This window comes from Streptomyces sp. AC627_RSS907 (assembly GCF_019049165.1).
Genome location: NZ_JAGMUE010000114.1, coordinates 74,166 through 93,495 on the forward strand (window position 1 = coordinate 74,166; position 19,330 = coordinate 93,495).

Below are 19,330 nucleotides of genomic sequence, written 5' to 3' on the forward strand. Positions count from 1 at the left end.
GGGATGTGCTGTCTTCGCAATGAACCGGCGACGCACCGGCGACCCCGCGGCGACCGCAATGACCACAATCTCCCTTGGTTCCGCAAGGACGACAGGCCGCCACCGCGCGGGCACCATGTGGCCCACGTCACCCCCTTCCCCACAGGGCTCCCCGTACCCCGTACCCGACCGCTCTACCCGACCGCTCTACCCGACCGACAGGTGGTGTCATACGTGCGCCTGCGCACCCCCCTCGCCCTGCTCGGGGCCGCCGTGCTCGTGCTCGCGGGGCCGCCGTTGCTCTCCACGGGCGACGACGCCGAGACCGGCACACAGATCCCCGGCCTGCGTCTCATGGTCCCCAACACGCCCGGCGGCGGCTACGACATCACCGCTCGCACGGCCGCGAAGAACGCCGAGGACGCCGGGCTCACACACAACATCGAGGTGTTCAACCTCCCCGGCGCGGGCGGCACCGTGGGCCTGAGCCGGCTGGTGAGCGAGCACGGCAACGGCAAGCTCGCCATGTCCATGGGCCTCGGCGTCGTGGGTGCCGCCCGCTCCAACCACGCGCCCAAGACCCTCGCCGACACCACGCCGATCGCGCGGCTCACCGAGGAACAGGACGTCGTGGTGGTCGCCAGGGACTCGCCGTACAGGACGATCGACGAGCTGATCGCCGCCTGGAAGAAGAACCCGGGCAAGGTTCCCGTGGGCGGCGGTTCGTCACCCGGCGGGCCCGACCACCTCGCGCCGATGCTGATGGCGCAGGCCGCCGGGATCTCCCCCAGGTCGGTCAACTACATCCCCTTCGACGGCGGTGGCGAGCTGCTCGCCTCGATCCTCGGCAACAAGGTCGGCTTCGGGGTCTCCGGCGTCGGCGAGTACCTGGACCAGATCAAGGCGGGCGAGCTGAGGGTGCTCGCGGTGACCGGCCCGGAACGGGTCGACGACCTGAAGGACGCGCCGACGCTGAAGGAGTCCGGCTACGACGTGGACTTCACCAACTGGCGCGGCATCGTCGCCCCGCCCGGCCTGTCCGACGCGGAGCGCGACAAGCTGGTCCGCCTGGTCGAGGAACTGCACGACTCCCCCGAATGGAAGAAGTCGATGGAGCGCAACGGCTGGGACGACGCCTTCCTCACGGGTGAGGAGTTCGGCGCGTTCCTGGACGCCCAGGACAAGCGTGTGGTGTCGGTACTGAAGGAGCTGGGGCTGTGACGACGCGGACCGGCCCTTCCACGAAACCGGCCGTCGACCGGCGCTCGTGGCTGCGGGACCACTCGGAACTGGGTGTCTGCGGGCTGCTGCTGGCGCTCGGCGTGCTGGTCCTGAGCGACGCGCTCACCATGGACGTCGACATCACCCAGCGCGGCCCCGTCGGCCCCAAGACCGTCCCCGTGGTGGTCGGCATCGGCCTGCTCGTGGTCGCCGCGCTGCTCGCCGTGGACGTCCTGCGCGGCGGCCGGGGCGAGGCCGAGGGCGGCGAGGACGTCGACCTGTCCGAGCCGGCCGACTGGCGCACGGTGCTGCTGCTCTCCGGGATCTTCCTGGGCGCGTCCGTACTGATCGAGCCGGCCGGCTTCCCGGTGGCGGGTGCCCTGTTGTTCTGGGGTGCGGCCTTCGCCCTCGGCAGCCGTCGCGTGGACCGCGATCCGCTGATCGCCGCCGTGCTGTCCCTGCTCACCTACGTCGTCTTCGACAAGCTGCTCGGAGTGCCGCTGCCCGGCGGTCCGCTGATGGGAGTGCTCTGACATGAACGCCTTGAACTCCCTCATGGACGGCTTCGGGACGGCCCTCACCCCGCTCAACCTGCTCTGGGCCGCCCTCGGCGTGCTGCTCGGCACGGCCATCGGCGTCCTGCCCGGCATCGGCCCGGCCATGGCGGTCGCGCTGCTGCTGCCGGTGACGTACGGGCTCGACCCGGTCGCCGCGTTCATCATGTTCGCCGGCATCTACTACGGGGCGATGTTCGGCGGTTCGACCACCTCCATCCTGCTCAACACCCCCGGCGAGAGCGCCGCCGTGGTCGCGGCCATGGAGGGCAACCCCATGGCCAAGGCGGGGCGCGGCGCCCAGGCTCTGGCGGCCGCGGCCATCGGCCACTTCGCGGGCGGCATCATCGGCACGGTCCTGCTGGTGGCCCTGGCGCCGACGGTCGCCGACCTGGCCGTGGACATCGGCGCGCCGGACTACTTCGCCATCATGGTGCTGGCGTTCATCGCCGTGACGTCGGTGCTGGGTTCGTCGCGCATCAGAGGCCTCGCCTCGCTGCTGATCGGTCTGACGATCGGTCTGGTGGGCCTGGACCAGATGACGGGCCAGCAGCGGCTGACCTTCGGCTCGCTGCAACTCGCCGACGGTGTCGACGTGGTGATCGTCGCGGTCGGGCTCTTCGCCATCGGCGAGGCGCTGTGGGTGGCGGCCCACCTGCGGCGCGGGGCGGCCGAGCCGATCCCGGTGGGCCGTCCCTGGCTCGGGCGCGACGATGTGAGGCGGACCTGGAAGTCCTGGCTGCGGGGCCCGTTCATCGGCTTCCCCTTCGGTGCCATCCCGGCGGGCGGCGCGGAGATCCCCACTTTCTTGTCGTACGTCACGGAGAAGCGCCTGTCCAAGCACAAGGACGAATGGGGCAAGGGCGCCATCGAGGGCGTGGCGGGCCCCGAGTCCGCGGCATCGGCCTCGGCGGCGGGCACGCTGGTGTCCATGCTGACCCTGGGGCTGCCGACGACGGCGGTCGCGGCGGTCATGCTGGCCGCGTTCCAGCAGTACGGCATCCAGCCCGGCCCACTGCTCTTCGAACGCGAACCCGAGCTGGTGTGGGGACTGATCGCCTCCCTGTTCGTCGGCATGGTCCTGCTGCTCGCGCTCAACCTGCCGCTGGCACCGGTGTGGGCCAAGCTGCTGCGCATCCCCCGTCCCTACCTCTACGCGGGGATCATGTTCTTCGCGGCGGTCGGCGCGTACGCGGTGGGCGGCGAGGTCGTCGACCTGGTGATCCTGCTCATCATCGGCCTGCTCGGCTTCGGCATGCGGCGCTACGGGCTGCCCGTCCTGCCCGCCGTGATCGGCGTCATCCTCGGCCCGAACGCCGAACAACAGCTGCGCCGCGCCCTGCAGATCAGCGACGGCAGCGTGACCGGCCTGGTCGACACGCCGTTCGCGGTGACGGTGTACGCGGTGATCGTGCTGCTGCTGGCGTGGCCGTTGCTGAAGCGGGCGGCGGGCCGGGGACGGGCACGGGCCGACGCCTGACCCTCAGCCCAGGAAGCTCAGCCGGACCCGGCGTTCGGGGTTGTCCTTGTTGGTGTCCACCAAACTCCGTTAAGTCAACCCGAGGACAACCCTCCTCTGTTGGCTACGGCGATAGAAAATCTCGGCCCGAAGCGGCCAACCTCGACGCCAGCCCAGCCATCGAGCGGCAGGTGTTCGCCTTCGCCGACACTCTCGCCGTCGCTGTCCAGGACACAGCGACCTGCGCAGACGGGACTGCCGAAACCCGGGCACAGCAGACGCACGGGGAACGGCCGGCTCGCGTGCGCACAGCCTGCACTTCGCGTGCGTGTGGGGCGAGGGGCGCGTGCTCAACGAGGACACCGAGCCCGAGCAGCAGCTCGACGGCACCCTCGCCGCACCGGCGTTCGCTCAGCTACCCCCGCACCTGCTGCACCAGGCACGGCATACCGCGCGCCTCGCCGAGGGCCGGCTGCTGCGAACTCTCGGCCTCGACCAGCGCGCCACACCCGTGCCTGACCGTCCGTGCCCGTGGTGCGGCGGCGAACTCACCCCGCACACCGTCCCGCACGAGCCCCCAAGGCCCCGAGGGTGACCTGCTCGACCGGCAACAACTGCACGACGCCCGTGCCGCTCGACGACCGCGGGCAGCGCGTGCGGGGGTGGGGTGACCTCGTTGCCCTCGTCGGCGCGCTCACCGCCACCGAGGAGCGCATCACCGTGTGAGGACAGGCCCGGGACGTGCGTCGGTAACCGGGCCCTCACCTTCGCTGCCACTCATCACGAAGCCGACGAACGGCAGCTATAGCGCGCACCGCCTTGTCAGCAAGCGCGGGCACTTGATCGAGGACGTAGCCCAACACTAAGCGTTGTCCCGTAATTGATCACGGTCGGGCTTACTGAACTCTTCTCGGTAACGTCTCGCGACTCTTCGTGATCTTCGCGCTCAGGCGGTGTGGCCGTGTTCGAGCTGCAACAGGACGAGGGCGGCCCGGGCGATGCGGGTGATGGCCGCGTGGTCGAGGCTGACTCTGCGCAGGGCCTTGATGGCGCATGACAACACAGCTCAGGCTCAGCCAGATTGGAGCAGATCAAAGAGCCTGATCGCATGCGGGCGGGTCGGTCGCGGTGATATCTATGATCGAGCCGTGCTGTCTGTCCGCCTCGGCTGACGAGCTGCTATGGCCATCACTACCGAGCGGCGCCCATTTCCGCGGCATCCATCGCTCCCGGCCCTACCAAGGAGATGCTCTGCGGATGCACAGGAAGCTGCTGTTCCAGATTTTCCTCGTGTGTGGCTATGCAGGCGCCTTCTGGTACCTGTGGAACCACGGGTTGGAAGAGACCGGTTGGCTGGCCGGTGTCATCGCCGCCCTCCTCCTCCCGTTCGTGATATATCTTCCGTCGCTCGTCATTCGGCAACAAGGGTCGAGCGCCACGCAGGTATCAGAGGCTCTCGATGCCCTCTCCCACTCCGTGGCTGAGGCCCCGCAGCTTTGGATGGAGCAACTCGGCCTGCATATACAAGAGTTGGCTGCCGTTCCTTGGGGACGACCACCTGGCACGGTCCTGGTGGACGCGAATGTGCGCGCCTCAGGCAGTGGTCTGCGGGGCAACAGCCGGGACATCGACACACTGGTCGGCGACTTCCTTGCGTTGAAGCCTCCACGGCTCGTCATTACCGGCGAGGCTGGCTCCGGCAAGAGCTGCCTTGCCATCCGGATAGCGCAAGCCATCGTCGAGCGGCGCCGTGACCCGGCGCATGCGGACTTGCCGCTGCCTGTGATCTTTCCACTGGCTGAGTGGTCACCCAAGGCATGGGACGGTTGGCACTGGAAGTGGCGCCCACATCGTGGGCGCAACAGTCTCGAACGGTGGATGGTTTCACTCATACATCAGCAATGCCCTGACCTGCGAGGCTTTGCCCGATTTGGACCCAATGCAGCCGAGTTGCTGATAAGAAACGGGAAGATCCTGCCGGTGTTCGATGGACTGGACGAGATCCCGCAACCGGCGCGGGTGGCTGCATTGTCCGCACTCAAGGATCAGTTTGACGACGGCCTACCCTTCATCCTCAGCGTCCGTCGCAAGGAATACGAACGAGCCGTGAAGGCCGTGTCCCGTAGCGAGAGGATCACTGAGGGGGTGATCCGACGTGCCGAGCTCATCCAGGCGGAGAAGCTGTCACCTGTGGAAGCCGCCGGGTGGTTGGCGCCGCCAAGCAGCTCGACAGAATGGCAGGCCGCGTGGCGCCCTGTGCAAAGGATGATCGTCTCGGATCCGTCCCATCCTGTGACGGAGGCCGTGAATACGCCGCTGATGCTCTTCCTGGCTCGGTCCGCCTATCGCAAGGGCGGTGACCCCGGGGAGCTTCTCAACAGCTCGCGCTTTCCGGACCGGAAAACCGTTCGCAACCATCTGCTTGACGCCTACATTCCGGCGCTACTGGGCGACCGATCGACGGACAGTCGGTCAACGCGGAGAAGGCAGGACGCCGCCGGCCGAACGGTTCGGACCATGAGAGCGACACGGTTGCAGCGCCATCTAGAGTGGCTCGCGTATCTACATAGCGGCTCTCATCGATCGTATGCCCTAGCCAGCGCAAATATCGCAAAGGGCTCCGCCATCACTCGGAGACTTCCGTTCCACGCCGTGATGCTGGTCTCCGCCCTGGCCCTCGTGCCGTGGCTCGAAGTGATGTACCACCTGTGGTACGCAGCCACTCTCTCTGAGGGGAGCGGCCAAGCGCCAGGTGACGCGGGCAGGCAGCTCTTGGAGAAGTCTGACAGCGAACTGGACAATATAGCAGCAGCATTGCAAAGTGTAAATTTCAGCCTGAACATCCCGTTGTGTGTGGTGCTTGGGGCGGTAGCCGCGGAGCTGGTGATCGCCATCGGCATGCGGATGATGGAATGGCGCGGCCCCAGCCATGATCGAGAGACGATCTCCATCTGGATGGTTTCGCCTCTGCTCGGCATGATCCTTCTCGTTGCCTTGGAGCCGTTCCTCAGAGAGGCAGGTCATATTCCAGCGTGGCTCCTTGACAGTAAGGACGACCGGCTGGACTCGGCCACCGGAGGTGTCGGCGCCCTCATGACCTCCCTGCTGTGCTGCTTGGGCATCGCGGCCGGAGGCGGCCGCATGCATTTCGCGCCGCGAGGGCACCGTCGGGTCAGGCTTGCCCGCGGGTGGCTCGTCTTGCCTTTCGGATGCTTAGCCGTGGTGGCGGCTGTCACCCTCTGGCGGTCCGCTGATCCTCCTCTTGACCATGTTCCAGGCTGGCCGGTGGGCCCACTCCTGACTGCGCTTGCCGCGATCTCTGGTGCGGCCATCAGTTCCCTGGGCTCGGGCTGGGTCTTTCTCCGAGCCGCTCATGCCGAAGCGGTACTGAGAGGACGGCTACCACTTCGGCTCTTCAGCTTCATGGAAGACATGCATCGGTTGGGTGTTCTGCGCCTCACCGGCTCCACATACCAGTTCCGGCACGCCGAACTCCAGGATCGGTTGGCCGAGCTGGGGCGAGACCGCTGGGCATAGCCCACTTCGGCAACCGGCTCATCAGTGCGATGACCAGCAGGGTGGCCGCGGGCGGAAAGGTGCGAAGCCCCTGCTAGGAACGGGTCTGCGAAGATCAAGTTCCGGCAGGTTGTGGAGACGGGCGACGCCGAGCGCGGACGCTCACCTCCTTTCGCGGTCAAGGACTCCTGAGAGCAGTCACCGCCCGCTGGGCCTCCTCGACGAAGTTCGTCTTCGCGCGGTGCAGGTCATCCAGCTTCTCGTGGCGTCGAAGGCTCTCCAGGAAGGCGCTCGCGGCGGCTGCCGCTTCGGGAGGGCCCTCGAGAACGACGCCGGCGTAAGCCCGCTGCAGAAGCAGCTCTTGGTCACCATTGCCCCGTCCCGTGCGCTCGGCCAGGATCCTGGCCTCCACAGCACCGATGAACTCGGCGTAGACCTGTTGCCGGAGAGCGATCGCGCGTTGGCCGTCCGCGCCCCGGAGCGTCATCCGAACCGACTCCAGCAACGCTTCCGCCTGTCGGTCGCCTGCGTGGCGGGCCGCCTCGGCCTGTCGCACACCGGCGCTCCTGCTGTACCAGCCCGTGACGACGCTGCCCGCGATCGCCGCGCCCGCGGCAATCAGTGCGATACCCCATTCACCCATGCCACCATCATCGCGGTCACGCACGGCACCGTGCCCTGCTCCGGCCACATGTGCGTCAGGTATCACTCGCAGCTGTTGAACAGTGTGCCCGGTACGATCGGGCCATGTCTCCGGAGGATGCCAAGAAACCAGCACCAACCTGCACAAACAGCACCTCTGGGCACACAGCCTTGGATAGAATTAATAATTCGGGCGACGGGCGACGGGCGACGGGCGACGGGCGACGGGCGACGGGCGACGGGCGACGGGCGACGGGCGACGGGCGACGGGCGACGGGCGACGGGCGACGGGCGACGGGCGACGGTGCTGCTTGCCGCCCGTTCGGCGGTGGCCCTCTACCGCCTGTTGGACACTCTCCCCGCGCTGTCGGGTGATGACCGGATCACTCGGCTCTTCACCCTCATGCCGGGCTCCGACTTCGGGGTCGACGTACTTTCCGTCATCGAGGAAGTCGGCGGGAGGCTGGTGCCCTGGAGCGAGGCGTGTTCACGCTCGTACGACCTCGTCCTCGCGGCCAGCCCGAAAGGTGACCTGCATCTGCTCCGCGGTCGGCATGTGTTGTTGCCGCACGGCGCCGGGTACAACAAGTCGATTCCCGGGGAGAGTTCGGACTCGGCGTCCGGGCTCGATCCCGCGTTCCTCCTCCGTGACGGCGATGACGCCGCACCCATAGCCCTCCACGCGGTCGCACACCCCGATCAGGTCGCGCGGATCGCCGCGGTCGACCGGCGGGCCGCCGACCGGGCCAAGGTGGTCGGCGACCCCACACTGGAGCGTGTCCTCGCTTCACGCCCATTGCGTGAGCGTTACCGTGCGGCACTGGGTACGGGAGCACGCAGGCTTGTCGTGCTGGTCTCCACCTGGGGACCGGAATCGCTGCTGCGGCAGCACCCTGATCTGCCGGCCCGGCTGGCCGCCCGGCTTCCACAGGACGAGTACCAACTGGCACTGGTCGTACACCCCAACGAGCACAGTCTGCTCGGCACATACGAACTGACCGAGCGGCTCGCACCCGCCCTCGACGCCGGCATGGTCCTGGCGAGCCCCCACGAGGAGTGGGCGTCCATCCTGATCGCCGCCGATGCGCTGGTCACCGACCACGGCTCCGCGGCGCTGTACTACTGCGCCGCGGAGGACCGGCCCGCCGTGAGCGTCTACCAGGACGGGATCGAGCTGATACCGGGCAGCCCCATGCACGCGCTCCTGCGTCGGATACCGCGGCTGGGCTCCGTCGAGTCATTGGAGGAGGATCTCCGTGCCTACCGGCCGGGAACAGGCCGGGAGGCCGCTCAGGCGGCCTTCGCGCACCAGGGAAGAGCACTGTCCCTGCTGCGGGCCGAACTGTACGCCCTCCTCGGTCTGACACCCCCGGCCCTTGCCAGTCCACCCCGGGTCCTGCCCCCACCTGGCCCCGCCGACCGCGCACCCGCGGCGTTCGACGTGGACGCCGACGTGGACGGCAAGAGCCTCCACGTCGCCCGACGTCCCGTCGGAATCGGCTCGCCCGGCCATCACCTGGCCGTGGAGTACGGGGCCGCGAGCGAAGCACTCGTCCGCTCGGCGGGGCTGCTGTACCGGCGCCCGCTCCCCACCTCCAACACCCGGTCAGGGCTGCGCTGGACCTCGGACGGATGGATCCAACACGTGTTGTCCGCGTATCCGGGCTGCCGTTCGGCCGCGGCGATCCTGCCATCGGGCCTGGTCCTGTTCCGGACGCGCGGACACGCCGAGGCGTACGCCGTCCAGGTCGAGCCCCGGAGCGAAGGCGGCCGGGTGACGCGCCTCGACCCGGCCGCAGCGGCGTCGGCAGTCCACGCCTGGTTCCTGCGCCGCTCCCCCGCTGACCCTGTTGCTCCGAGCCGTCTGAGCTGCGTCATCGGCAACCGCGCCTTCGCCCTCGTCTTGCGCCCGGCCACGAACGCCGAAGCGGCGGAGCTCTTCTGATCCAGCCGCCTATTCGCCCAAACCGTTGTACCGCCGGATGTCACGGGCGGCAGCACGGTGCTCCGCGGCCTCGGCACTTAGCCCCTCGCCCTGGGCCAGTTCGGCCATCGCGTCGTGGACACGGGCCTGGTCGAAGCCGGACCGCCGTCGGCGCGCGGCTCGCAGCGACTCCTCGTACAACGGGCGGGCCTGAGCCGTACGGCCGAGGCGGCACAGCACTCCGGCGAGTGCGAAGCCCGTACGACGGGTCATCCTTTCGCGCTCCTGGGCCACGGCCAGGCCGTGTGCCTCGGCGAGCAGTTCGTACGCCTCCCCCAGCTCACCAAGCTTCGCTCTGGCCTCACCCAGCCGATATGTCTGGAGCATGGCTCCGTAGGGGTTGGGGATCGCCAGGTGCATCTGGCGCGACCGTGCGAACTCGGCAGCGGCGGAGGCCCATTCACCCCGGGCTCCGTCGAGCATGCCCCGGGACTCGACCAGCGATGCGGCGAGCTTGCGGTCCCGCTCACTGTCTCCGAGTCCCCCGAGCACCGCTTCGGCGTTGTTGAGCTGATCCTCCGCCTCGTTCACCAGGCCGGCCTCCCACAGGTGACGGGCGAGCTGGCATCGCGTGCGCACCAGCCAGGCCGGCCGGGCGCCGTCGCGGATCGCGGACGCGACGGCGAGCCTCATGGCCCCGATGACATCCGACTGGTGGGGGTGGTCCAACGCGTACGTCCACACGACCTCGGACAGAGCCACCACCTCGGTGTCCATCCCGCGCTCGTGGGCCAGGCGCAGGGCTGCGAACAGCACATGGCGCTCTTCGTACAGCCAGGCGGACGCCCGGTCGGAACGCGCGGCCTTCTCCGTGGGGTCGGCCGTCTCCCTCGGGTCCTCCAACGGAACATCCGGGGCCTCGGCCAGAGCTGCGAACTCGTCACCGACGATGAGCCGGGGGCCGGCGGCGAACCGGTCGGCCCGCTGGAACTGCCTGACAAGCCAGCGCAGAAGCCTCCTGAGCTGCTCCTCCGCCTCGCCCTCCTCGGCATCCCGGCGTGACCGCCGCACGGCGTGGGCGCGCAAAGGACCGGGCAGGCGCATCCGGCCGTCCGCCGAGGCCAGCATCTCGCTCAGGTCCAGCAGTCCGGCTCTGTCCAGTTCCTCGAGCGCGCCTTCGCACTCCTCGGGCCCCAGGCCCAGCAGCGCCGTGGCGGAATCCAGCGTGAAGGTCGTCGAGGGGTGGTGCGGCAGCAGGCGGTAGAGCAGACTCGCGGTGGAGGACAGGCCCTCGTAGACGGTGTCCCAGAACCGCTCCACGCCGGGGATGCCCTTACCCTCCCATTCGTTCCGCAACTGCGTGACGAGGCGGGACAGGGGCCTCAGCCGATGCTCGCGCACCCACCCGCCCGCGACGTGGAGTGCCGCCGGCATGCCTTCGCACAGGCGCACCAGCGTCCGTACGGACTCGGGATCGGCCGCCAGCCTGGGGTCCCGGACGACCAGTTCCAGCAGCTCGGTCGCCGCCCACTCTTCCAGCGGCGGCAGCGTGATCCCGAGAGCGGCTCCGTCCTCCAGATCACGCAGCGGGCTGTGACTGGTGACGATCATCAGGCTCTCGCCCGACGCCGGCAGAAGCGGGACGATCTCCGACGCGTACCGTGCGTTGTCCACGATCAGGATCAGCCGCGCAGCGGCGGTCCTGCTCCAGTACTGGTTGCACCGCGCCTTGAACTGCGCCGAGACGAAGGCCGGTTCCACATCGAGGGATTCCAGCAACTGCGCGAGCACGTCGCCGGGGTCCGCCCCACCGCCCATCCGGAAGTCGTCGAGGTCCACGGACAGAACCCCGTCGGGGAACTCGTCGCGCAGTACGCGGGCGATCAGACGAGCCAACTCCGTCTTCCCCATGCCCTGCGGTCCACTGAGCGTCACGAGCAGGGGACGGGAACGCCCTGTCCACTCCCTCACCGCACGCAGCACGCGCTCTCTCTGCTCGTCGCGGTCGACGAAACACGCCGGCTCAGGAGGAAGCTGCATTCTCATGGGTCCGTCCCAGCCCTTCGCGTTGTCGTCTCGGTCGCCTGAAGGCACGACCGAGAGAGGATTTCCCCCCGGAGCGCCCTCACCTGAGCACCTCGATCGCCTAACGCCCCACTCTAAGGGCGCGGTTGTATGCACAGGCCCAAGTCGTTGCCCCTCCACCTCACTTCGGCCACAACAGGGCACTCAATGGTGCCAGACCCGGCGCACGATTCCCCCTCCGACCCGTCGCAGTGACTGGCCTTCGGGTCGCGTACCGATCACATACCTACCGCCTCTGCTCGATCAGATGAAGATGCCCATGGCACAGAAGGCTGTGTCTCGCTCGTGCGGGCGGCCGGGCGCAGCCGACTGGACACCGCTTCCCGCCAGCCCGCAAAAAGCGCGGAGTGTACCGCTGATTGGTCACCCTCGGGACAAGTGTCGCTCGAACGATGGGACGGCCGCCCGGCTGAGTGAGGCTGAGCAACTACGAGAGCCAAGCAACAGAGGGCGTGAAGCCGGCGGTCCCCGCCCGCACCCCTGGCCCAGGCATCCGAACCCGGTCTTCCTGCGACAAGGAGAGAGAACGTGAGCATCGCCGTATCAACGGTCACGGACAGTGGCAGCGCCGACCACGAGGCCGACGGCAGGCAGCTGTGCACCGTGCACCCGGACTGGTGTGTCGAGACCGGTGTCCACGACCCACACCTCGGAGCCGTGCATGCCGTCATGGGCAATGACGGCAGGGAACTCCTGGATGCGCGTCTGGTGGACTTCTCCGGTTCGGATCCGGTCATCGGCCTGGGAGGGACGGACACGGACGCGGCTGAAGCCCGCACGAAGGCGACGGAGCTGCGCAGGTTCGCCGACGACCTCGAGACCCTCGCGGACAGGATGGACGCCTCGGCCATCGACGAACAGTCAAGCAATCCGGACACGGCCTCCTGCCCCGACGGCGTCTCCTTCTGCACCGGACACCCTGCGGACCACGAGGACCCGAGTGAGCACATTCACCACAGCCCGCTCACCGCCATGGGCGCGCACCGCTCCTACGTTGACCGGCACAGGGACGGCATCATGGCCTTCCACCTGTCCCAGATCAACGACGAAGCACCCGGACTGGACTTCGTCGCCGACGGCGGCTGGCCCACGCTCACCCTCGAAGAGGTCGACGAACTGATCAGCGACATGAGCACGCACCTGATGAAGCTCCGGGCAGCACGTACGCAGCTCGCCGGCCTGGTATCGAGGCGGACCAGCGAGGCAGCCGCGACGCCCGAGCGGACTTGGACGTACGACGACAGGTACGGCCTCCGGCACACCGCCACCTGCCCGTCCTGGTGCACGACGGACCACACCGACGACATGGACGGCACACGCCACCCGGTCGACGTCCACCACCAGCTGTACGGCGCTGAGGCCCGTGCCGAATACACCGAGGGCTACGAGGAGTAAGAGTCCTGGCCTGTGCTCTGCACGCACCTCGCCGTAGATCCGGACTCGACGGTCAGCCCTGCCTACCGGGTCCCGCACGTCCTGGTCGAAGTGGCCGCGGACATGTACACCCGCCCGATGGGCCCGGACCAGCTGGCCGGGTTCATCGAGACGGTGGCCGGGCAGCTGGAAGAGCTTCGCGCGATGCACCCCCGGCTCACCGCGGCCCGCGCCGAATGGACCGCGCGGACCGAGACGACCACCAACGCCGAGACCGCCTGATCGCGCGGGCCCAAGACCACCCTGAGGTCTGCGCCTCCCACGTCATGTTCCGGTGGCTGTCGCGAACGCCCAGCCCAGTGGCCTCGTCCGCCTTTCCTCCCCTCACCTTCCGCACGTACTGGAAGCCGTACGACGACTTGCCCTTCGGACGGCCGGCGGCACGGGTCTTGACGGTGGCGTCACCGTTCCTGCGCTGGATCGCACGCAGTTCCATCTGCGCACCCCAGGCTTCCATGGTGAAGCGGTTCTCGTCGGCGGGGTCGTCGAGATTCCAGGCTCCGTCGTGCCTGTACGTGGCGAGCATCTTCTTCTCGTCCCGCATCTTGTAGCCGGTGTTCAGGCAGTCGACGACATTGCGGCCGAGCTGGTCCACCGCTGCCGCGACCAAGCCGTCGTACGGGCTCCGCTCGTCACGGAGCCACGGGCCCAGGCTGGGGCGGGGTCACGGGATCCGTGGCGCCGGAGACCTCCCAGTCGTCCGCCCAGCCGATGATGTGCGCCCCGACGGAGGCGGCGGCAGTGAGCACGTTCTCGCGCTGGCGCTCAGGCGAAGACGTCGCCAGCTTCACGCGCGACAGCCGCCGCGCTTCGAGCAGGCGTTTGGCGCATTCGCCGTAAGGACGTTAGGCCGCATTGAGGTCCGTACCGCGCATTTCTTCTCTCCGTTCGAGCGCGCGTGGTACGGAGAATCGGCGGCACGCCCCAGCTGGACGATCTTGGTCAGCCCAGGAAGCTCAGCCGGACCCGGCGTTCGGGGTTGTCCTTGTTGGTGTCCACCAGGCACACCGACTGCCAGGTGCCGAGTTCCAGCCGGCCGCCGATCACCGGCAGCGTCGCGTGGGGCGGTACGAAGGCGGGCAGGACGTGGTCGCGGCCGTGGCCGGGGCTGCCGTGGCGGTGCTGCCAGCGGTCGTCGGCGGGGAGCAGGGTGTGCAGGGCGGCCAGCAGGTCGTCGTCGCTGCCGGCGCCGGTCTCGATGATCGCGATCCCCGCGGTGGCGTGCGGGACGAAGACGTTGAGCAGGCCGTCACGGCCGGCCGCCGCCTCGCGCAGGAAGGACTCGCAGTCACCGGTGATGTCGGCGACCCGCTCGGAGGAGCCGGTGGCGAGGTTCAGGACTCGGGTGGTGAAGGCATCTGGCATGTATCCATCCTGACGTACGCGGCGGGTCGGGGGCGGGAGCGCGCGGTCGGCGGTCGGTCTCGTCGGTGGTCGGTCCTCGGCGGTCGGTGGTCGGTCGTTCCTCGTCCTTCGTGCGCGGGGAAGACCGGCGCACCGCGTGTGGTTGGTGCAAGCGTGAACAGCACACGTGAGGCCGAGGTCGTCGTCATCGGTGCCGGCCAGGCGGGACTCGCCGCCGCGTATCACCTGCGGCGCACCGGGTTCGCGCCGGAGCACGACTTCGTGGTGCTCGACCACTCCCCCGGGCCCGGCGGGGCCTGGCAGTTCCGCTGGCCTTCGCTGACGTACGGCAAGGTGCACGGGATGCACTCCCTGCCGGGCATGGAGCTGACCGGCGCGGATCCGGCGCGGCCCTCCGCCGAGGTCGTCGGTGAGTACTTCGCGTCGTACGAGCGGGCCTTCGACCTTCGGGTACGGCGGCCGGTCGACGTCCGCGCGGTGCGTGAGGGGACGGGTGGGAGGCTGCTCGTCGAGACGTCGGACGGGTCCTGGTCGACGCGGGCGCTGATCAACGCGACGGGTACCTGGGACCGGCCCTTCTGGCCCCGCTACCCGGGCCAGGAGGCCTTCCGGGGGCGGCAACTGCACACCGCGCAGTACGCCGGTCCGCAGGAGTTCGCCGGGCTGCGTGTGGTCGTGGTGGGCGGGGGTGCCTCGGGGACCCAGCACCTGCTGGAGATCGCCCCGTACGCCGCGGCCACCACGTGGGTGACCAGGCGGCCCCCCGTCTTCCGCGAAGGGCCCTTCGACGAGAACGCCGGCCGCGCGGCGGTCGCGCTCGTGGAGGAACGGGTGCGGCAGGGACTGCCGCCGAGGAGCGTGGTGTCGGTCACCGGGCTGCCGCTCAACGACGCGATCCGGGCGGGCCTGGAGTCGGGCGTGCTGGACCGGCAGCCCATGTTCTCCCGGATCACACCCGACGGGGTCGAGTGGAGCGACGGACGGCACGTGGCCGCCGACGTCATCCTCTGGGCCACCGGGTTCCGGGCCGCCGTCGATCATCTGACGCCGCTGCGGCTGCGGGAGGCGGGCGGCGGCATCCGGATCGAGGGGACGCGCGCGGTCGCCGACCCGCGCGTCCATCTCGTCGGCTACGGACCGTCGGCGAGCACCATCGGCGCCAACCGGGCGGGACGCGCGGCCGTACGGGACATCAGGCGGCTGCTGGCCGAGGAGGAGCCGGTCGCCGTGTGACGCGCCGGGTCACTTCGCCGCGGCCCCGGCCGGGGCGCTCTGCCCGGTGCGGCGGGACTCGGCCACGTTGCTCCGGTGTTCGGCGTGGTCGGCGGTGAAGCGGGTGTCGCCCGGCTTGACGGTGACGAAGTACAGCCAGTCGCCCGGGGTCGGGTTGATCGCGGCGTGCATCGCCTCGTCGCCCGGGTTGCCGATGGGCGTGGGCGGCAGGCCCATGCGCTGGTACGAGTTGTAGGGGCTGTCGATCCGGGTGTCCTCGGTGCTGGTCCTCGGCGTGGAGCGGTCCAGGGCGTAGTCGATGGTGGAGTCCATCTGCAGCGGCATACCGCGCTCCAGCCGGTTGAAGATCACCCGGGCCACCTTGCCCATGTCCTCCTTGGTGGTGGCCTCGGCCTGCACGATGCTGGCGATGGTGACCGCCTGGTAGACGTTGAGCGCGTTGCGCTGGGCGCCCGCGGCGATCGGCGCACCGGTGAACTTCCTGTTCGCCGTGTCGACCATGGCCGTCAGCAGCCTCTTCGGGGTCGGGTTCTCGCCGAGCGGGTAGGTCGCCGGGAAGAAGTAGCCCTCGGGGTTGCCCTCCGCGTCGTTGGGCAGGTCGAGGTCGGCCTCGGCCACGGACTTCTTCGTGGTGCCCGCGGGCAGGGCCAGGACCTTGTCGACGGCCGCGTAGACCTGGCTCGCGCGCCAGCCCTCCGGGATCACCAGGGACGTGGGACGGGACTCGGTCTGCTCGTCCGTCGTCAGCAGCGGTACCGCCGCGGCGGTACCGGCGACGACGGCACCGGTCATGATCAGGGCGATGCGCCCGCGGCGCGTCAGTCGGATCGTTCTCCTGCTGCCTCTCGTGCTCCGTGGCGGAGTGTTCGTCTGCATGCGGGCACGGTAACCCCCAGGAACGGACACACCCGGCATATCGTCATTTCGCCGGCTCCAGTCGGGCGTCCCGGCGGACCAGCGCCGCGTACCGCCCGTCCCGCTCCAGCAACTCCTCGTGCGTGCCCCGTTCGGCCAGACGTCCGCCGTCGAGGACGACGATCTGGTCGGCGTCCCGGACCGTGGACAGGCGGTGCGCGATCGTGAGGGTGGTGCGGTTGGCGGACAGCGCGTCGATGGCGTCCTGCACGGCGGCCTCGGTGCGGGTGTCCAGCGCGCTGGTCGCCTCGTCGAGGACGAGGACGGGCGGGTCGCGCAGAATGGTGCGGGCGATGGCCAGGCGCTGCTTCTCGCCGCCGGAGAAACGGTGGCCGCGCTCGCCGACGACCGTGTCGTACCCGTCGGGCAGGGCGGCGATGTGGTCGTGGATCTGGGCCGCGCGCGCCGCCGCCACGAGTTCCTCGTCGGTGGCGTCGGGCTTGGCGAATCGCAGGTTCTCGGCGACCGAGGCGTGGAAGAGGTACGTCTCCTGCGAGACGACGCCGACCGCGCGGGCGAGGGTGTCGAAGTCGAGGTCGCGCACGTCCACCCCGTCGAGGGTGACCCGGCCGCCCGTGACGTCGTACAGCCGCGGCACCAGGTGGCCGAGGGTGGACTTGCCGGCGCCGGTCGGGCCGACGACGGCGAGGCTGCTGCCCGCGGGGACGGTGATGTCGATGCCGTCGAGGACCGGCCCGCCCTTGCCGTCGTAGCGGAACTCGACGTCCTCGAAGCGGACCTCGCCCTTGACGTGGTCGAGGTGGACGGGCTCGTCCCGCTCCGTGATGTCGATCGGCAGGTCGAGGTACTCGAAGATGCGCTGGAAGAGCGCGAGCGAGGTCTGGATCTGGACCCCGGTCGACAACAGGCTCACGGCCGGACGGAACAGTCCCTGCTGGAGCGAGACGAAGGCGACGATGGTGCCGAGGGAGACGTCGGGGCCGCCGAGCTGGAGGGCGATGCCCGCGGTCCAGTAGATGACGGCGGGCATGGCGGCCATGACGATCGTGATGACGGCCATGCGCCAACGGCCCGCCATGTTCGACTTGACCTCCAGGTCGACCAGGGCCTCGGACTCGTCCGCGAAGGCGCGGGTGAGTGAGTCGGAGCGGCCCATGGTGCGACCGAGCAGGATGCCGCTGACGGAGAGCGACTCGGTGACCGTCGCCGCCATCGCGGCCATCTGCTTCTGGCGCCGGGTGGTGATCTTCCGGCGTTCCCTGCCGACCCGGCGGCTGATCCACACGAACGCCGGCAGGAGAAGCAGTGAGACGACGGTGAGGCGCCAGTCGAGGACGACCATGGCGACGATCGTGGCGACCACGCTGGTGAGGTTGGAGACCAGGGAGGTCGCCGTGGAGGTGACGGTGGCCTGCATGCCGCCGATGTCGTTGGCGATGCGGGACTGGACCTCACCGGTGCGGGTGCGGGTGAAGAAGGCGAGGGACATCCGCTGCAGCCGGCCGTAGACGGCGGTGCGCAGGTCGTGCATGACGCGCTGGCCGACCGTCGTGGAGATCAACGTCTGCAGCACACCGAAGACGCTGGTGAGGACGGCGCCGAGGATCATGCCGAGGGCGAGCAGGCTCAGCAGGCCCGTGCGCCCTTCGGGGATGGCGACGTCGAGGATCTCCCTCAGCAGGAAGGGCGTGGCCACCGAGACCAGCGACGCGGCACCGACGAGCAGCCCGACGACGGCGAGACGGCCGTGATAGGGGCGGAACAGCTTCAGAATGCGGCGCACCTGCCGGGGCTGTTCCTTGGCGTCGGCGGGTGCGGTCCAGGCGGATTCGCGATCGGGGTGCATGGGCTCCTTCGGAGGACGGCGAGGGGCGGCCGGCGGAACCTGCGGATGGCCGGCATGCGCGGGCTGTCACCCACCTTACGGATCGTAGCTCATTGTTACCTACACTCACAATGAACATCGTCCTGATAGTGTTCCCGCATGACCGCCCCCGATCCCGACGGCCTGCTCGCCGAGCAGTTGCTGCGGCTCACCCGCCGGGTGCACCGCATCCAGAAGCGCCATCTCGAGCATCGCGACCTCGGCATCACACCGGCCCAGTCCCGCCTGCTGCGCACTCTGGCGCACTACGGCTCGCCGCCCCGGATGGCCGACCTGGCCGAGCGTCTGGAAGTCGTGCCCCGTGCGGTGACGACACTGGTGGACGGGCTGGAGGCGGCCGGGAAGGTACGCCGCGTCCCGGACCCGGCCAACCGCCGGGTGATCCGGATCGAGCTCACCGACGACGGACGCGCGGCCCTGCGCGAGCTGCACGGCGCCCGGCGGTCCGCCGCCAAGGAGATCCTGGCCCCGCTGACGGACGACCAGCGCGCGGTGCTCGGCGGACTCCTGGACACACTGGTCGACGGACCCGACGCCGGGCGGGGGCACCGGCCGGCGTGACCGTGAGGCGCCCGGCAGCGCTTCAGGTGCGCCCTGCGCCCTGTCCCCCATCACCACCACCGGATGCCGGTCCGGCCGAGCGTGCGCGGCAGACACCCCATCGCGGACTCGGGCAGGCTGACCCAGGCCGACGTACCGCTGCCGCCGGTCGATGTGCAGCCAGATTCCTCCGCCCTGCTTCGTGTACGGCACGACCGTGGAGTCGGCGGAGTCCGGTCCGTCGCCGTACACCGCCACGACCTGGCGCGAGTCGGCCGGGATGCGCTCGTGGAGCCGGTCGCCGACGCCGGGGATCCGCGTCGGGCCGGCCGCGGGGCGGGCCGTGGGGCCGGCCACCGCCGGTCCGCCGGCCGGCCGGCTCGCTCCGGCGTCCGCGGGACTCCCGGACGGGCCGCCGCAGGCGGACAGCGCCGTCAGCGGGATTCCAGGGACCACCACCGCTGCCGCCGCACGCCGTGCACCACCCGTACCCATCCGTCCGTCCTCGCACCCGCCACCGGGAGCCGGATTCGTACCCCACCACGGAAAACCGCTTGATTTTGGGCCTGCCGCGACGCGAACCTTTCACGGTTTGCAGCCTCTTGATGCCGTGTGCA

The 19,330-nt window shown here is 69.5% G+C and carries 15 protein-coding genes and 2 pseudogenes; 10 read left to right on the forward strand and 7 right to left on the reverse strand.

Features of this window, described 5'->3' with window-relative positions:
• The first annotated feature begins 213 nt into the window (after positions 1 to 213).
• The 5 genes from KUM32_RS24835 to KUM32_RS44760 all read left to right on the forward strand — a co-directional run bounded on the left by KUM32_RS24835 (position 214) and on the right by KUM32_RS44760 (position 3,939).
• Entirely contained in the window at positions 214 to 1,200 is a 987-nt protein-coding gene (locus KUM32_RS24835; RefSeq protein ID WP_217144166.1) for a tripartite tricarboxylate transporter substrate binding protein, read from the forward strand.
• Entirely contained in the window at positions 1,197 to 1,733 is a 537-nt protein-coding gene (locus KUM32_RS24840; protein WP_217144167.1) for a tripartite tricarboxylate transporter TctB family protein, read from the forward strand. Before KUM32_RS24835 ends, KUM32_RS24840 begins: the two co-directional genes overlap by 4 nt.
• 1 nt (position 1,734) lies before the next feature.
• A complete protein-coding gene (locus KUM32_RS24845) occupies positions 1,735 to 3,234 on the forward strand; it encodes a tripartite tricarboxylate transporter permease (protein ID WP_217144168.1) in 1,500 nt (499 codons plus the stop codon).
• A 325-nt stretch (positions 3,235 to 3,559) separates the two neighbouring features.
• Positions 3,560 to 3,808: a hypothetical protein gene (locus KUM32_RS24850; protein ID WP_217144169.1), complete on the forward strand. Its 249-nt coding sequence runs from the start codon at positions 3,560 to 3,562 to the stop codon at positions 3,806 to 3,808.
• The gene (locus KUM32_RS44760; RefSeq protein WP_302185181.1) at positions 3,805 to 3,939 is read left to right on the forward strand and encodes a hypothetical protein; all 135 of its coding nucleotides are present in this window, start codon (positions 3,805 to 3,807) and stop codon (positions 3,937 to 3,939) included. The genes KUM32_RS24850 and KUM32_RS44760 overlap by 4 nt, the downstream gene beginning before the upstream one ends.
• A gap of 220 nt (positions 3,940 to 4,159) precedes the next feature.
• Here the strand turns inward: KUM32_RS44760 and KUM32_RS24855 are convergent.
• A pseudogene (locus KUM32_RS24855) lies at positions 4,160 to 4,264 on the reverse strand (IS5/IS1182 family transposase); the annotation flags it as partial.
• A 206-nt stretch (positions 4,265 to 4,470) separates the two neighbouring features.
• Between KUM32_RS24855 and KUM32_RS24860 the strand changes: the two are divergent.
• Entirely contained in the window at positions 4,471 to 6,750 is a 2,280-nt protein-coding gene (locus KUM32_RS24860; protein WP_217144170.1) for an NACHT domain-containing protein, read from the forward strand.
• Positions 6,751 to 6,907: 157 nt separating this feature from the next.
• Here the strand turns inward: KUM32_RS24860 and KUM32_RS24865 are convergent, their stop codons facing one another.
• Positions 6,908 to 7,372, reverse strand: coding sequence for a hypothetical protein (locus tag KUM32_RS24865; RefSeq protein WP_217144171.1), 465 nt, complete (start codon positions 7,370 to 7,372; stop codon positions 6,908 to 6,910).
• 303 nt (positions 7,373 to 7,675) lie between these two features.
• Between KUM32_RS24865 and KUM32_RS24870 the strand changes: the two genes are divergently transcribed.
• Positions 7,676 to 9,316 (forward strand): CDP-glycerol glycerophosphotransferase family protein, encoded by a 1,641-nt coding sequence (locus KUM32_RS24870; protein ID WP_217144172.1) that lies wholly within the window; start codon positions 7,676 to 7,678, stop codon positions 9,314 to 9,316.
• A gap of 9 nt (positions 9,317 to 9,325) precedes the next feature.
• Here the strand turns inward: KUM32_RS24870 and KUM32_RS24875 are convergent, their stop codons facing one another.
• Positions 9,326 to 11,341 (reverse strand): AAA family ATPase, encoded by a 2,016-nt coding sequence (locus KUM32_RS24875; RefSeq protein ID WP_374227547.1) that lies wholly within the window; start codon positions 11,339 to 11,341, stop codon positions 9,326 to 9,328.
• Positions 11,342 to 12,214: 873 nt separating this feature from the next.
• Here KUM32_RS24875 and KUM32_RS45395 point away from each other — a divergent pair.
• Positions 12,215 to 13,036 (forward strand): annotated as a pseudogene (locus tag KUM32_RS45395) (hypothetical protein).
• Here KUM32_RS45395 and KUM32_RS43730 read toward each other — a convergent pair.
• Complete coding sequence (locus KUM32_RS43730; RefSeq protein WP_254406069.1) at positions 12,972 to 13,424, reverse strand: hypothetical protein; 453 nt, start codon at positions 13,422 to 13,424, stop codon at positions 12,972 to 12,974. The pseudogene KUM32_RS45395 and the gene KUM32_RS43730 sit on opposite strands and share 65 nt — an antisense overlap.
• 332 nt (positions 13,425 to 13,756) lie before the next feature.
• Positions 13,757 to 14,179: a secondary thiamine-phosphate synthase enzyme YjbQ gene (locus tag KUM32_RS24895; RefSeq protein ID WP_217144176.1), complete on the reverse strand. Its 423-nt coding sequence runs from the start codon at positions 14,177 to 14,179 to the stop codon at positions 13,757 to 13,759.
• A 153-nt stretch (positions 14,180 to 14,332) separates the two neighbouring features.
• Between KUM32_RS24895 and KUM32_RS24900 the strand changes: the two genes are divergently transcribed.
• Positions 14,333 to 15,412 carry an NAD(P)-binding domain-containing protein gene (locus tag KUM32_RS24900; RefSeq protein ID WP_217144177.1) on the forward strand — a complete coding sequence of 360 codons (1,080 nt, stop codon included), beginning with the start codon at positions 14,333 to 14,335 and terminating at the stop codon, positions 15,410 to 15,412.
• 9 nt (positions 15,413 to 15,421) lie between these two features.
• On the opposite strand, the gene mltG is transcribed toward KUM32_RS24900, so the two are convergent.
• Complete coding sequence (mltG, locus tag KUM32_RS24905) at positions 15,422 to 16,288, reverse strand: endolytic transglycosylase MltG (protein ID WP_217144178.1); 867 nt, start codon at positions 16,286 to 16,288, stop codon at positions 15,422 to 15,424.
• A 43-nt stretch (positions 16,289 to 16,331) separates the two neighbouring features.
• Positions 16,332 to 18,134 carry an ABC transporter ATP-binding protein gene (locus tag KUM32_RS24910; protein WP_217144179.1) on the reverse strand — a complete coding sequence of 601 codons (1,803 nt, stop codon included), beginning with the start codon at positions 18,132 to 18,134 and terminating at the stop codon, positions 16,332 to 16,334.
• A 138-nt stretch (positions 18,135 to 18,272) separates the two neighbouring features.
• On the opposite strand from KUM32_RS24910, the gene KUM32_RS24915 reads away from it, so the two are divergent.
• Positions 18,273 to 18,734, forward strand: coding sequence for a MarR family winged helix-turn-helix transcriptional regulator (locus KUM32_RS24915; RefSeq protein ID WP_217144180.1), 462 nt, complete (start codon positions 18,273 to 18,275; stop codon positions 18,732 to 18,734).
• Positions 18,735 to 19,330 lie beyond the last annotated feature (596 nt).